At 67.0% G+C, this 14,396-nt stretch carries 10 protein-coding genes; 4 read left to right on the top strand and 6 right to left on the bottom strand.

The features are described from left to right. Nucleotides 1-28 precede the first annotated feature (28 nt). Genes AC1DIP_RS03465 through AC1DIP_RS03455 form a run of 3 tightly spaced genes read right to left on the bottom strand, consistent with a single transcriptional unit; the run spans nt 29 to nt 7,268 of the window. Nucleotides 29-3,532 (bottom strand): UvrD-helicase domain-containing protein, encoded by a 3,504-nt coding sequence (locus AC1DIP_RS03465; protein ID WP_477732846.1) that lies wholly within the window; start codon nt 3,530-3,532, stop codon nt 29-31. Next, entirely contained in the window at nt 3,529-6,855 is a 3,327-nt protein-coding gene (locus AC1DIP_RS03460; RefSeq protein WP_476211776.1) for a PD-(D/E)XK nuclease family protein, read from the bottom strand. Before AC1DIP_RS03460 ends, AC1DIP_RS03465 begins: the two co-directional genes overlap by 4 nt. After that, nucleotides 6,852-7,268 (bottom strand): MGMT family protein, encoded by a 417-nt coding sequence (locus tag AC1DIP_RS03455; protein WP_476211777.1) that lies wholly within the window; start codon nt 7,266-7,268, stop codon nt 6,852-6,854. The genes AC1DIP_RS03460 and AC1DIP_RS03455 overlap by 4 nt, the downstream gene beginning before the upstream one ends. A gap of 63 nt (nt 7,269-7,331) precedes the next feature. Between AC1DIP_RS03455 and AC1DIP_RS03450 the strand changes: the two genes are divergently transcribed. The 4 genes from AC1DIP_RS03450 (at nt 7,332) to AC1DIP_RS03435 (ending at nt 10,832) form a co-directional block, all read left to right on the top strand. Next, on the top strand, nt 7,332-8,042 hold the full coding sequence (locus AC1DIP_RS03450; protein ID WP_476211778.1) for an exonuclease domain-containing protein: 711 nt from the start codon (nt 7,332-7,334) through the stop codon (nt 8,040-8,042). A 328-nt stretch (nt 8,043-8,370) separates the two neighbouring features. After that, complete coding sequence (locus AC1DIP_RS03445) at nt 8,371-9,321, top strand: transporter substrate-binding domain-containing protein (RefSeq protein ID WP_476211779.1); 951 nt, start codon at nt 8,371-8,373, stop codon at nt 9,319-9,321. Nucleotides 9,322-9,333: 12 nt separating this feature from the next. Next, complete coding sequence (locus AC1DIP_RS03440) at nt 9,334-10,098, top strand: amino acid ABC transporter permease (RefSeq protein ID WP_141159927.1); 765 nt, start codon at nt 9,334-9,336, stop codon at nt 10,096-10,098. Next, the gene (locus tag AC1DIP_RS03435) at nt 10,095-10,832 is read left to right on the top strand and encodes an ATP-binding cassette domain-containing protein (RefSeq protein ID WP_476211780.1); all 738 of its coding nucleotides are present in this window, start codon (nt 10,095-10,097) and stop codon (nt 10,830-10,832) included. The genes AC1DIP_RS03440 and AC1DIP_RS03435 overlap by 4 nt, the downstream gene beginning before the upstream one ends. Before the next feature lie 74 nt (nt 10,833-10,906). Here AC1DIP_RS03435 and hemL read toward each other — a convergent pair whose 3' ends face one another. From hemL to hemB, 3 genes are all read right to left on the bottom strand, one after another. After that, a complete protein-coding gene (gene hemL, locus AC1DIP_RS03430) occupies nt 10,907-12,238 on the bottom strand; it encodes a glutamate-1-semialdehyde 2,1-aminomutase (RefSeq protein ID WP_477732845.1) in 1,332 nt (443 codons plus the stop codon). A gap of 61 nt (nt 12,239-12,299) precedes the next feature. After that, nucleotides 12,300-13,373, bottom strand: coding sequence for an Atu2307/SP_0267 family LLM class monooxygenase (locus tag AC1DIP_RS03425; protein ID WP_476211782.1), 1,074 nt, complete (start codon nt 13,371-13,373; stop codon nt 12,300-12,302). Beyond that, on the bottom strand, nt 13,370-14,353 hold the full coding sequence (hemB, locus tag AC1DIP_RS03420) for a porphobilinogen synthase (protein WP_477732844.1): 984 nt from the start codon (nt 14,351-14,353) through the stop codon (nt 13,370-13,372). Before hemB ends, AC1DIP_RS03425 begins: the two co-directional genes overlap by 4 nt. Between the last annotated feature and the right edge of the window lie 43 nt (nt 14,354-14,396).

The following is a 14,396-nucleotide window of genomic DNA, read 5'->3' as shown; positions in this document are numbered from 1 at the left end:
CACCACCAGGGTGCCCGCGCGGCCGGCCTCACGGTTTGGCAAGCGCAGCGGCGACGATACCTTCCAGCTCGGCCGCCGTCCCAAGGTCGTGCGGGCGCACCACGGCGTTGTCGGCGACGTAGAAGAATGCGGCCCGCACTTCTTCCAGCGGGACATCCTTGAGGCGTGCCCACGCGAGCCGGTAGACCGCCAGCTGTACCGACCGGATTTTCAGCTGCGCTGCGGACGGCCGGCGTCCGGTCTTCCAGTCCACCAGGTCCCAGCACCCGTCAGCGTCCTGGAACACGGCGTCAACCCGGCCGCGCACCACCACTTCCCCCACCCTGGTTTCCACGGGGACCTCCACGAAGGCCGGTGCCCGGTCAGCCCAGGGGGAAGCCTTGAAGGTGGCCACCATCTGGTCGAGATCGTAGGCAGCGTCGATGTGGTCGTCCGAGCCCGGCGCTTCACCGAGATCCAGCATCCCGGCCCGGCCGAAGTATTCCTCTACCCAGGCGTGGAAAGCCGTGCCCTTCCGGGCCGACATGCCGGGTTCGCGTGGTACCGGACGGCGCAGCCTGCCCAGGACCGCCTGGGGGTCGTCTCCGAGGTCAACCAATGTGGAAGCTGAGATGTGGGTGGGCAGGTGCACGTCATGGCCGCGCGACCTCCTTGCCCTGCGCTCGAGCAGCAGCGCAGCTTCGCGGGCCCAACCCGCCGCTGGCCCGGTAAGTCCGGGCATAGGACTGCCGTCCGTCCCTGGTCTGTTTCCCTGTGCTGTCCCCCCGCTCGGGTCGGCCGGAATATCATCGGTGCCGAGTATTCCGAGCACCCGCTGGGCCGCCGCTTCCGTGGCTGTCCTGCGCCCGCGGGCCAACCGCAGGCGCTCACCGGTCCGTGGGTCCACGGGTCCCTCCAGGGGATCGTAGGGCCAGCTGGCTTCTTCAGTTTCCAGCGTCAGCGGGCTCTGGAGCGGCAAAGCGGCCTCGTCGAGCGACAGCTTGTGAACCACTGCGCTTGATGGGCCGCCATCAGCCGGTTGCGCCAGGGCTTCGAGCTCCGCGAGGAACGGAGACATTTCGGCGCGTCCGGCCCGCGATCCGACCCATGCGGCACTCGACACCCACAGGACATGCTTGGCCCTGGTGTAGGCAACGTAAGCCAGCCGGCGTTCCTCGGATTCCCCGTGGGCCTGGACGCCGGCCTTATACTCCTTCTCGGCATCCAGCCAGCCTTTCTGGTCCGGCTGGTCGAGGTCCCACTGCGGCAGGTCCGCCCGGTCGCCGCGGAGGGGCCACGGCAGCGCGGCAGATCCGCTGCTCCAGCGCGAGTCCCGGTCGCTGGGAAACGCCCCCGCGTTCATGCCCGGGACAAACACAACGTCCCACTCAAGACCTTTGGAAGCGTGCACCGTCAGCAACTGGACCGCTTCGCGGTTTACGTCGCTGGCCGGTGCCTCCAGCCCGTTTTCTTCCGCCGACGCCGCCTCGAGCCAGGACAGGAAGGCCAGGATGTCCACCCGCTGGGAGGTGCGGAGGAAGCCGGCGGCCGCATCCTGGAAAGCATCGAGGTTGCGGCGCGCCTGGTGGATGCTGATTCCGGGCCGCGCCGCCACTTCGATATCCAGCAGCATGGCCCGTTCCACCTCCCCCAGGAGCGTCGTGAGGTCGTCCCCAAGGTAGCCGCGGAGTTGCCTCAACTCGAGCGACAATTTCGCCAGCCTGCTGCGGGCCCCCGCGCTGAGGGTGCGGCCATTCGATGAGGTCCACCCTTCCCGCGGCAGGAAATCAAGTGCCTCCACCAGGCTGGCGGCGTCGGTCAGGTCCCCTTCGAGGACCGGGGCATCCGCTTCGTCGGCGCCCTCGTCCTGGCCATCGGCTTCGAACCCCGGGGCCCTTCCCCGGCTCCGTGCGAGCTGGCTCGACCAGTCGCGCAAGGCCATGAGGTCGGCCGGGCCGATGCGCCACCGGGCTCCTGCTATCAGCCGCATGAGGGCATCGGAGCGGCCGGGATCGGCAAGGACGCGCAGGGTGGCGACCAGGTCCACGATCTCCGGGGTGTCCAGGAGCCCCCCGAGGCCCACGATTTCGTAGGGGATCCCCCTGGCTTCGAACTGGCGCCGGACCGGCTCCATCTGGGCGCGCCTGCGGCACAGCACGGCAAGCGCCGGGGGTTCGGCCGTGCCATCGGGATTCAGCTCGAAGTCAGTCCGCCGGTACCTCAGGACGTCGTCCGCCAGCGCAGCAGCTTCTTCAACATCGCTGGCGAAACGCCCCAGCACCACAGTTCCGTCCACTGCATGGGGACTCGGACGCAGTGGAGGAACTTCGGCAGCGGGTGTCCTGCTCCCGGCCGGTCCGCTGGAGGCCGCCGCCCGGCCCAATGACTGGGACATGACGTTGGCTGCTGCAAGGATGGAACGGCCATTACGCCAGGCCGTGGTCAGGTATGAAGTTGGGGCGGGCGCCCAGCCGCCTTCTTCCTCCGCCGCTCCGGTGCGCATCGGGAACTCGCGAACGAAGTGGAACAACTGCCCTGCCGAGGCACCCCGAAACCCGTAAATGGACTGGTTGGGGTCTCCGACCGCCGTCACGGCGTGGCCACCGCCGAACAGCCGGGAAAAGAGCACCAGCTGGGCATACGACGTGTCCTGGAACTCGTCGAGGAGAACCACCTTGTACCGTTGACGCTCCATCTGGGCCGCCAGCGGCACATCCTGCGCCACCTTGGCGGCAAGTGCCACCAGGTCGCCGAAATCGAGCGCCCCGCGCGCCCGTTTGGCCGCAGCGTATCGGCCCACCATGTCGGCAACGCTTGCCCTGGTCCGCAGCATTCCGCCAAGGTCGAGTGCTGCCTTTGGCGTGTTCTTCTTCTTATCGGCCAGGTAGGGCAGGGATTCGAACTCGGACAGGCGTGCCATCAGCCACGCCTCCACATTTTCGGGTTCCTGGAGGTGCTCTGCGCATTCCCCGGCCAGCTGGATCACGGCCTTCACCAGGGTGGATTTAGCGGCCCGGAAGTGCTGGTATTCGCCGTCGTACGCTTCAACCACTTCGCTGGCCAGCTGCCAGGCCTGCGCACCGCCGAGCAGCACAACGTCCCGCTCGACGCCAAGCCGCAGCCCGTAGTCGGACACGACGCCGCTGGCAAAGGAGTGGTAGGTGGACACCTTTGGCTCCAGGGCCTCGCTGCTGAGCAGGCCCGCCGGAAAGATTTCATGGGCGCTGTCCCTGGCAGCAATGCGTTGCAGCGCCAGGAGCTTTGACCGGATCCGGCTGGCGAGTTCCCCGGCTGCCTTGCGGGTGAAGGTCACGCCCAGGACTTCCTCGGGGGTGACCCAGCCGTTGGCCACAAGCCACACCACCCGGTCCGCCATGGTGGCGGTTTTCCCGGAGCCGGCGCCGGCAATGACCAGCCGCGGCGCCAAGGGGGACGAAATGATGGCGGATTGCTCAGGCGTGGGGGTGTTCTTCTCACCCAGCAGCGAGGAGAGTTCCTCGGGGCTGAAGCGCACGGCCGGAGCGGCGAGCGCGGCAGCCGCCCCCCCGCTCATTCGGTCACCTGCCGTCCCCGCACGCACAGCGGGCAAACCTCGGGGAGCCGGCAGCCGTGGCCGCCGTGACTGCCTTTGGCGGGGTCGTGGCGCGCGATGAATTCACTTCCGCCCATGACGGCGGCGGCCTCCTTGACCACGTCCATGGCCCAGTTCTCCTCAGGGTTGAGTGGTTCCTGCTGCTGGATGGCGGGGTTCTTCGCCCCGGTCCCAAGCTGCGCCAGCACGGCGCCGCCGGACAGTCCCTGCCCGCCCCCGGAGGCAGCGAACCCGCCGGCAAGGACAGCTGCCTGGTAGGCGCCCAGCTGCGGGTGGTGGGACAGTTCGTCCTTGCCGGGCTGCCTTTTTCCGGTCTTGAGGTCAACCACCACCAGCCGTCCTTCGCCATCGATTTCCAACCGGTCCACCTGGCCCCGCAGTACCGCTTCCCGCGGTGCAGCGTCATCCACCGCCACGGCGCCCAGGGCCACTTCAAAGTCCTGTTCGACGCCCAGCAGGCTGCGGCCCTCGCCCCTCATGGAGAGCACATAGTGGGCCAACTTCCGCACCATGGCTTCGGCGCGCTGGAAGTCCAGGCGCCCCTCCCAGTTGTCCTTCATGCCGAGCGCCGGCCACCGCCGCACCAGTTCAGCGACGTACTCGGATCCGGCGGCGTCCGGCATGTCCTGGGCGATTGCGTGCACCAGGGTCCCCAGGCTCCGGGCGAAGTCGGTGGCAGCCTCCCCTCCGGCTGCCTGGACGAACCAGTCCAACGGCGACTTCTGCACCGTCTCAACCTTTGACGGGGATACGGACACTGTTCCCCCGGGCGGGACCACCGCCTCCGCGGAGGTCAGCGGGGCGAGGCCCCACCAGCTGTCGGGGTGCGCTCCGGCCACGGGGGGTTCAGCCGCGGCGAGCTGGGCCAGGACCCTCGCCGCTTCCGCGGCCTGCGGCGTCCCGGCGTCGAGCTGGGCATGCTGCCGGAGCTCGGCAACCAGGGCCCGCAGCGTCATGGGCCGTTCCACTTGGGTGAAAGCCCGGCCGCCTTCGTCCGGTCCCAGCGGTGCAACAAAGTCCAGGAATGACGACGGCTGGTGGTCCTCTGACGAGACCGCGGTGCAGACCAGCAGTTCGCGTGCCCTGGACACGGCCGTGGAAAAACTGCGCAACTCGTCATAGCGGATATCCCGCAAACGGCTCAGGGGGTCACGCTGAAGGGCATACTCCGGGCTGTGCTCAACAGCATCCGCATACAGTGTGCTGCCGAGCAGCTCACCGCGGAGCCTCGTGTTGGGCCACACCCCTTCCTGCAGGCCCGCAATGATCACCACGGGCCATTCCCGGCCCGCCGCACTGGCCGGCGTCATCAGCTCCACAGCGTCCTCAAGCTGCGCGCGGGCGGCGAGGGTATCCATGGGAAGCTCCTGGTTCAGGAGGTACTCGAGGAACTGTTCGGGGCCGGCGCCGGGCATCTGGTCCACGTAGCGTTCGGCCGTATGGAAAAGAGCCATCATGGCGTCGAGGTCGCGGTCAGCCCGTGCCCCGTGCGGACCACCCGACAAGGCCGTCTGTGTCCAGGCAGCCGAAAGCCCGGTCGAGTCCCAAAGAGCCCACAGTACCGACTCGGCGTTGGCACCCGGCAGTCCGGCCGCCTCCCGCCCCGCGTGGATCATCCGCGCCGTGCGCCGTGCAGCGCGCCCTTCGATTCCCAACGCGCCCAGCGCGCCCGGCTCAAGCAGGGCCTGGACCAGCAGCGCATCACTGGCGCGGCCCCCGCCGCCCAGCAGTTCCTCGCGCCGCAGTGATTGCCGGAGCCTGCGCAGTTCGATGGAGGTTGCGCCGCCGATCCGTGATGTAAGCAGGGCTACTGCCGCTTCGGGTGTCAGGAGCTCCGGGTCCAGCGCAATGGCAAAGGCGTCCAGGAGCGGGCGTACGGCTACTTCGTCGCGGACCGCGGATTCCGCCACGGGCACCCGGACGGGAATCCCCTGGCCGGACAGGTAGCGCTGCAGTTCGCTGACCTGGCCGCCATTGCGCACAATGACAGCCATGTCTGCCAGGTCACGGTTGCGGTTTATGTGCTGGTCCAGGATCCGCTGGGCGACGTACCGCAGCTCGTGCACCGGTGTAGGAACCAGGTGGGCTTCCACGCTGCCGGGGTGGCCGGCCGGTGCGGGCTGCGTGAGCCGGCGCGCCAGCTGGCCCCCGGCCCGCTGCGAAATGCGGCCGGCGACGCTGCGCCAGGCCTCCGCCACCGCGGGCGAAAGTCCGTGCGCGTACCCCAGCGGACGCTCAAGGATGGTGTCCTGCGTGGCCAGCAGCCGGGGCAGTTCAGCCACAAGATCCGGCCGGGCTCCCCTGAATCCCTGGACCACCGTGTCCGGCGACGCCGTCACGTAGCAGTCCTTGCCTGCCGCAATATCGGCCAGCAACTCGAAGATGGCGGGGTTTGCTTCCTGGACATCGTCCACCAGGACCACCTGCAGCCTGGCGCGTTCGGCAGCCAGGAATTCCGGCGCGTCCTGGAAGATCTGCCGGGCTGCTGTGATGATTCCGGCGGGGTCGAAGGCCTCCGGCATCCGCAGGTCAAGAACGTCCCGGTATTCGGCATAAAGTGCGGCCGCGGCTTTCCAGTCCGGCCGGCCGCAGGCATCCGCCAACTGAGCAAGGTCTTCAGCCGTGCGGCCAGACTCGATAATGCGGTCAAAGAGTTGCCGCACCTCTTGGCGGAAGCCCCTGGTATCAAGGGCACCGTCAAGATCGCTGGGCCACGGCAGTTCCAGGCCCGGCAGCCGGTGGCCCTCGAGGAGTTCCTTGATGATGAGGTCCTGCTCCGGACCTGACAGCAGGCGGGGCGGCCTGGGCAGGGGTATGACGCCTTCAGCCTTGGCACGGCGGATCAGGTCGAATGCGTACGAGGCCCAGGTCCGGGCCGGCGTGGTGCTCAGGCTCCGGTCCAGCCGGGCAGTGAAACTGTCCCGCAGGAAATCGGCAGCAAGGCGGGTGGGCGCCAGGATCAGCATGCGTTCGGGGTCGACCCCGTCGCGGAAGACCCGCTGTACAGCGGCTTCAACGAGCACGGTGGTCTTACCCGTGCCCGGCGCGCCCGGAACCAGGACCGGTCCGGATCCCTGGGTAACGTCGACCGCTGCCTGCTGGTCCGGTGTAAGCCGAAGCAACCCGGACTGCATCCGCCGTGGCGGCAGAAGCCGAAGCGCGGGAGAGGCCGGCAGGGCCCCTCCGTCGGTGCTTCCAGGAGCGGGGAACCCAGGCTCCCGGCCTGCCTCCGGCTCCTGCCGGTGCGGGTCCCAGGGTCCGGTCAAAGGGATTGTTACGGTCACAAAACCATTCCATCATCAGGTACCGACAACCTGTGGAGCCGACGCTCCAGGTCCTCTGCAACTGCATCGATATTGTCAAAATCACTGTCGGTCGGTGCCCAGCGGGCGGCGGCCAGGTCCACCCGCCACCGCCCCTCGCCGGTTCGGAGGAAGGAATCATGGTCGCCCACCAGTGGAGTGCCTTCTTCGAGGTAGAGGAGCAAGGCCTCGGCTTCGTGCCCCGGGGGCGCGTGGCCGCTGGCCTTCAGGACCCGCCACCACGGGGCACCACCGCCGTGATGGCTCATCACGGACCCGACCTGGCGCGGTCCGCCCGAGCCCAGGAGCTCGGCAACGTCACCGTAGGATACGGCCGCCCCTGCCGGCACCAGCCTCACGACGGCCAGGACAGCTTGGACGTACTCATTCCGCATTGATCCAATCTAGCCGCAGTGGCGCTCCACGGAATTGTCGGTGGGCCCCCTTAGCGTTGAAGCATGAGTTCCTGGAACAACCTCCCCCGCGCAGCCTTCGATCTGGAAACCACGGGCCGTAATTCCCGCGCAGCGAGAATCGTCACGGCATCGATCACCGTGGTGGACCACCAGGGCGAGGTCATCAAGGAGCATGAGTGGCTGGCCGATCCGGGGGTAGAGATTCCGGCAGAGGCAAGTGACGTCCATGGGATCACCACCGAACAGGCCAGGCGTGAAGGGCGCCCCGCCCATGAGGTCACACGGGAGGTCGCTGCAGTGCTGCAGGAGCTGTTCGACTCCGGGACTCCGGTCATCGCTTTCAACGCCAGCTACGACTTCACGGTCCTTGCTGCCGAGTCCGCACGGTACGGGATCCCCCAGCTGTCCCGCTTCCCGGTCCTGGATCCGTACATCATGAACAAGCAGGTTGACCGCTACCGGAAGGGCAAGCGGACATTGACGGCATTGTGCGAGGAGTACGGTGTGGTCCTGGACAATGCCCACACCTCCGCGGCCGATGCCCTGGCTACCCTCAGGGTGCTGGACGCGATGGCGGGCAAGTTCCCCAAGCTGATGATGCCGGCCAGCCAGCTGCACCAGCTGCAGGTGGATTGGGCGGTGAGCCAGGCGGCCGACTTCCAGGAGTACCTCCGCAAGACGAAGCCGGCCGCCGTCATTGAGGGGGACTGGCCGGTGCTTCCTCCGCAGGACGCCATCACGGGTGGCTTCTAGACTGACACCCGTGCTCTTTTTTGGGAGGCATGTCACAGTCACGGCGGGTTAACAAACGCGGGGACACTGCAGGGGCATCCTTCGCCCACGGACCCGAAGTACCCTCCAGCTGGTTGCCACTGCGCTCCTTGCGCGGAATCATCTTCGGAAAAGCTGGCTAAATGCCCCGCGTTCTTCATCCAACTTGCGGTATTCACCCAGGTGAGACAATAAAGTTTTGCGGTCACCCCTGCCCCGGACTGCTGGACCAGCGCCGGGCAGGTGCCAGGCGCCACAGCGCTGCCTTGCGGCCCGGTCGACGTATGCCTCATATGAAAGTGACAACCTGATGAAAATCAAAGCGATGAAGTGGCTCACTACCGCTCCCGTTGCACTGGCCCTCGCGGTTTCCCTCGCAGCCTGCGGTGGCGGATCTTCCCAGCCCAGCGGCACCCCCACCGACGCCCTGAAGGGCAGCGACCAGCAGACGCTGGACAAGTACACCACGGCAGACGTCACGCCGATCGACAAGATCGACAAGACCAAGCTGGGCCTCATCACCGAAGGCACCCTGCGCGTGGGCACCCTCTCCGATGCCCCGCCCAACATCTTCATCGATCCCTCCGGCAAGTTCACCGGCTACGACAACGAACTGCTGCGCGCCATCGGCGACAAGCTGGGCCTCAAGGTTGAGTTCGCCTCCACCGACTTCTCCGCCCTGCTCTCCCAGGTGGCCAACAAGCAGTTCGACGTCGGGTCCTCCTCCATCTCCACCACGGACAAGCGCCGTGAGACGGTAGGTTTCACCAACGGCTACGACTTCGGCTACATGGCCGTCGTCACCAAGACCGATTCCAAGGTCAACGGCTTCGCCGACCTCAAGGACGGCGTGCGCATCGGCGTGGTCCAGGGCACCGTGCAGGACGACTACGTCACCAACACCCTCGGCCTCGAGCCGGTCCGGTTCCCGGATTACAACACGGTGTACGCCAACGTGAAGTCCGGCCAGGTGGACGCTTGGGTGGCACCCTCTCAGCAGGCCACCGGCCAGGTCAAGGACGGCGACAACACCAAGATCGCCGAAAAGGTTGTGAACACCCAGAACTTCACCGCGTATGCAGTGAACAAGGACAACAAGCCGCTGATTGATGCCCTGAACGCGGGCCTGGATGCCGTTATTGCTGACGGTACCTGGACCAAGCTCACCGCCCAGTGGTACACGGACCGGCCCACCGCCAAGGAGCAGACCCCGCAGGGCTGGAAGCCGGGCAGCAAAGCCGTCCAGGTTCCCGCGAAGTAACCCGGACGTTCCATGGATATCCTCAAACTGCTCTCCGATACGTTCCTTGACTGGAAGGCAATCGGCGCCGTCCTGCCCAAAATGTTCGCCGTCGGGCTTCCGAATACGCTCGTTTTGGCTGTTTCGTCCGGCGTCATCGGAACAGTACTTGGCATGCTGCTTGCCCTGATGGGGATCTCCCGGAACGCCGGGGCCCGCTGGGTCGCCCGCATCTACACCGATGTGCTCCGCGGTCTGCCGCCTATCCTCACCATCCTGGTGATTGGACTCGGGTTCGGGCCGATTGTCCGGCAGTGGACCGGATCCACCAGCCCGTACCCCATGGCAATTGCCGCGCTGTCCCTGATGTCGGCCGCCTACATCGGCGAGATCTTCCGCTCCGGCATCCAGAGCGTGGACAAGGGCCAACTCGAGGCCACCCGTGCCCTGGGCTTCGGTTACGGCCCGGCCATGCGCCTGGTAGTCGTACCCCAGGGCGTCCGGCGGGTGCTTCCGGCCTTGGTCAACCAGTTCATCGCCCTGATCAAGGAGTCCTCCCTGGTCTTCATGCTCGGGCTGCTGGCCAGCGAACGCGAGATCTTCCAGATCGGCAAGGACGCGGCGTCCACCAGCGGCAACTTGTCGCCCTACGTCGCTGCAGCGGTGTTCTACCTCGCCTTGACCGTTCCGCTGACCCACTTCGTGAACTGGATCGACCGGCGCCTGCGCACCGGCCGGCCCGAAAAGAAAGAACCGGACGAGGCCGCAGCCGTCGTCGGAAAGGGAGCCCAGGCATGAGCGAGTTCGCATCCGGAACACTGAGCGCCAAGAACATCCACCTTTCCTTCGGCAGCAACCACGTCCTGCGGGGCATCGACCTGCACGTTCCCCAGGGCACCACGGCGTCGGTCATTGGTCCGTCAGGTTCAGGCAAGTCCACCCTGCTGCGGGTCATGAACCGGCTGATCGAACCCGACCAGGGGGACATCCTGCTGGACGGCCGTTCAGTGCTGAAGGACAATCCCGATGAGCTCCGCCGGCGGATCGGCATGGTGTTCCAACAGTTCAACCTGTTCCCGCACAAGACCGTGGTGGAAAACGTCTCGCTGGCCCTGCAGAAGCTGCGCAAGCTGCCCAAGGACCAGGCCCGCGCCGAAGCCTTGGAGCAACTGGACCTGGTGGGCCTGAAGCACAAGGCGGAGTCCCGCCCGGCCAACCTCTCCGGCGGCCAGCAGCAGCGGGTGGCAATCGCCCGTGCGCTGGCCATGAAACCCGAGGTGATGTTCTTCGACGAGGCCACGTCCGCGCTGGACCCTGAACTGGTCAAGGGCGTGCTTGCACTGATGACGGACCTCGCCAAGGGCGGGATGACCATGGTGGTGGTCACCCACGAGATGGGTTTCTCCCGCAACGTCTCGGACGTGGTGACGTTCATGGACGCCGGCGTTGTCGTGGAGTCCGGGCCGCCCGAGCAGCTGTTCACCGAACCACGGACCGACCGGCTCAAGGGCTTCCTCTCGGACGTCCTGTAACGCCCATGGCAACAAAGAAATCCCCGGCTGCAGGCTGCGGCCGGGGATTTCTTTGTTAAGGGACGACGGCGGCGCTAGCCCTGGGCGGCCGCGGCTGCCTTCGCCGCGGCAGGCAGTGCGTCGTAGATCCGGTTCATGGCGTCGTCGTCGTGCGCGGCGGACAGGAACCAGGCCTCGAAGACCGACGGCGGCAGGTAGACCCCGGACTCCAGCATGGAGTGGAAGAACGGCGCATAGCGGAAGGCTTCCTGCGCCTGCGCGTCGGCGTAGTTGTGGACGCCGTTGGCCGAGGTTCCGAAGGCCACCGAGAAGAGGTTCCCGGCGAACTGGATGGAGTGGTCCACCCCTGCGCCGTCCAGCGCGTTGGAGAGGGCGGAGGACAGTTCCAGGGACCGGACGTCAATGAAGGAGTAGACGTCGCGGGTCGCGTGGGTCAGGGTCGCCACGCCGGCAGCCATAGCCACCGGGTTCCCGGACAGCGTGCCGGCCTGGTACACGGGGCCGGTGGGCGCCAGGTAGTCCATGACGTCGGCACGTCCGCCGAGGGCCGCCGTCGGCATCCCGCCGCCGATGACCTTGCCAAAGGTGAGCAGGTCAGGAGTCCATGGATCCTCGGCATCCGGCGCACCGCCGGTAAGGCCCCAGTAGCCGGAGTAGCCGGTGCGGAATCCGGTCAGGACCTCATCGACGATGAGGAGCGCGCCGTGTTCCCGCGTGATCTGCGAAAGTCCGCGGTTGAATCCCTCGCCGGGGGTCACGACGCCCATGTTCGCCGGCGCCGCTTCGGTGATGACGGCGGCGATGTTGGGGCCGTGGAGGGCGAAGGCTTCCTTGACGGCGGCGAGGTCGTTGTAGGGCAGCACCAGCGTCTCCGCCGCGGTTGCTTCCGTGACACCGGCGGAACCGGGCAGGGCAAGGGTTGCCAGCCCGGAGCCCGCCGCGGCCAGGAGCCCGTCGAGGTGGCCGTGGTAGCAGCCGGCGAACTTGATGATCAGGTTGCGGCCGGTGAACCCGCGGGCCAGCCGGACAGCGGTCATGGTGGCTTCGGTTCCGGTGGACACCATGCGGAGGCGTTCGACGGCGGGGACGCGCTCCTGGACGATCTCCGCCAGGTTTGCCTCGTCCGGCGTGGAGGCGCCAAAGGAGAGTCCCCGGTCAACGGCCGCATGTACGGCGTCCAGCACGGCCGGGTGGGCGTGTCCGAGCAGGGCAGGTCCCCAGGAGCAGACCAGGTCCACGTATTCCTTGCCGTCGGCATCCGTCAGGTACGGTCCCTTGGCGGAGACCATGAAGCGCGGGGTCCCGCCCACGGAGCCAAAGGCCCGCACCGGCGAGTTGACGCCGCCCGGCATCAGCTGGCGGGCGCGGTCGAAGAGTGCCTCATTGCGAGGATTGCTGGAAGTCATGGTTCCTATTCTCTCAGTAAGCCGGAAAGCTCAAGTAAGCCGCAGGGGCCGGGTTGGCAGGTCAGCCGGCGAGCAGCTCTGCCACGCGGGGCGCCACCGCCGTGCCCATCAGTTCGATCGAGCGCATCATGGCTGCGTGCGGCAGCGGGCCGTTGCTGTATTTGAGGTCAAAGCGGTCAACCCCCAGGTTCCGCTTCAGCCGGACGATTTTTTGGGCCACCGTCTCCGGTGATCCGACATAGAGCGCGCCTTCTGTGGAACAGAGTGCATCAAACTCACCGCGGCCGGCCGGACCCCAGCCGCGCTCGGCACCGAGCCTGTTCCGCAGTGCCAGCCAGTGGGGATAGAGCTCTTCCCGGGCCTGTTCGTCCGTGTCGGCAACATGGCCGGGCGAGTGGGTGGCCATCTGCTGCATCGGGTGCCCGTACTTGCCCATCGCCTCGCGGTAGAGGTCGGCCAGAGGCCGGAAGCCCCGCGGCTGGCCGCCGATGATCGCGAAGATGATGGGATACCCGTATTGGGCACACCGGAGGACTGATTCCGGGGTACCGCCCACACCGATCCAGGTGGGCAGCAGGTGGTGCTCCAGGGGCGGGTAGACGCTCAGTCCATGCAGGGCGGGACGCGTCCGGCCCTCCCAGTGCACGGGCTGCTGCGCCCGGACTTTGTCGAACAGCTCGAGTTTCTCCTCGAACAGGACTTCATAATCCGCCAGGTCCAGCCCGAACAGCGGGAAGGACTCGATGAACGATCCGCGCCCGAGCATCACTTCGGCCCGGCCGTTGGAGATGGCGTCCACGGTGGCAAAGCGCTGGAACACCCTGATGGGATCGTCCGAGCTCAGCACCGTCACCGCGGAACCCAGCCGGATGCGGGACGTGCGCGCCGCAGCGGCGGCCAGGAAGACCTCCGGCGCGGACACGGCGTAGTCCTTGCGGTGGTGCTCCCCCACGCCGAAGGCATGGAGGCCGACGGCGTCCGCCAGTTCCGCCTGTTCCAGCAGCTGGCGCAGGACCTGGGCATGCGGCTGCGGATTGCCGGCCGGGTCCGCGCCGATGTCGCCGAAGGTGTTCAGGCCAAGGAGGATGCGGTCCTCCCCCACGGGCGCGGTGGGAGCGGCGGACAGGTCGGTCACCGGGTTTCCTTCAGCCAGCCGGCAAGTTCGGTGGCCCAGTATGTGAGCACGGTGTGGGCTCCTGCGCGCCGGATGCCCAGTACGGATTCGGTGATGGCGGCACGGCGATCGATCCACCCGTTGGCAGCGGCGGCCTCGATCATCGCGTACTCGCCGGAAATCTGGTAGGCGGACACGGGCACCGGGCTCATGGCGGCAACATCGGCCACGATGTCCAGGTAGCTCATGGCCGGCTTGACCATGATGATGTCGGCGCCCTCGTCCAGGTCCAGCTCCACCTCGCGCAGCGCTTCGGTGCGGTTCCCGGCATCCATCTGGTAGGTTCGCCGGTCACCCTTGAGCTGGGAGTCCACCGCTTCGCGGAACGGGCCATAGAACGCGGATGCATACTTCGCGGCGTAGGCGATGACGGACGTGTTGACGTGGCCGGCCTCGTCCAGTGCTGCGCGGATGGCGGCGATCTGGCCGTCCATCATCCCGGAGGGGCCCAGCATGTGGGCGCCGGCTTCTGCCTGCGCCACTGCCATCCTGGCGTAGATCTCCACGGTGCGGTCGTTGTCCACGTATCCGTCGGCGTCGAGCACCCCGCAGTGGCCATGGTCGGTGAATTCGTCCAGGCAGACATCACTCATGATCACCAGGTCATCGCCTACTTCAGCGCGCACGTCGCGGATGGCCTTGTTGAGCACGCCGTCCGGATCAAGCCCTGCCGAGCCTTCGGGGTCGCGTGTTTCCGGGATGCCGAAGAGCATGATTCCGCCCAGTCCAAGTTCAACGGCCTCGGCGGCAGCCCGCTTCAGCGTGTCGGTGGTGTGCTGGACCACGCCCGGCATCGACGTGATGGGGTTGGGCTCAGTGAGTCCTTCCCTGATGAAGGCCGGAAGGATGAGTTCGGCCGGCGAAAGGCGCGTTTCGGCGGTCATCCGGCGCATGGCGGGGGTGGTGCGCAGGCGGCGGGGGCGTTGGGTGGGGAAAGTCATGGGTCCTGTCCTTCGCATTGGTTGTGAAGCTTTGGGGGGAAGC

The sequence above is a fragment of the Pseudarthrobacter sp. 05T312 genome (genome assembly GCF_056396685.1).
This window is presented reverse-complemented; position numbering and strand designations above follow the sequence as displayed.

Bases quoted from the DNA above. Each gene is read 5' to 3' on its own strand.
- AC1DIP_RS03465 (WP_477732846.1), bottom strand. From the start codon at position 3,532: ATGAGCGGGGGGGCGGCTGCCGCGCTCGCCGCTCCGGCCGTGCGCTTC.
- AC1DIP_RS03455 (WP_476211777.1), bottom strand. From the start codon at position 7,268: ATGCGGAATGAGTACGTCCAAGCTGTCCTGGCCGTCGTGAGGCTGGTG.
- AC1DIP_RS03450 (WP_476211778.1), top strand. From the start codon at position 7,332: ATGAGTTCCTGGAACAACCTCCCCCGCGCAGCCTTCGATCTGGAAACC.
- AC1DIP_RS03445 (WP_476211779.1), top strand. From the start codon at position 8,371: ATGAAAATCAAAGCGATGAAGTGGCTCACTACCGCTCCCGTTGCACTG.
- AC1DIP_RS03440 (WP_141159927.1), top strand. From the start codon at position 9,334: ATGGATATCCTCAAACTGCTCTCCGATACGTTCCTTGACTGGAAGGCA.
- AC1DIP_RS03435 (WP_476211780.1), top strand. From the start codon at position 10,095: ATGAGCGAGTTCGCATCCGGAACACTGAGCGCCAAGAACATCCACCTT.
- hemL (WP_477732845.1), bottom strand. From the start codon at position 12,238: ATGACTTCCAGCAATCCTCGCAATGAGGCACTCTTCGACCGCGCCCGC.
- hemB (WP_477732844.1), bottom strand. From the start codon at position 14,353: ATGACTTTCCCCACCCAACGCCCCCGCCGCCTGCGCACCACCCCCGCC.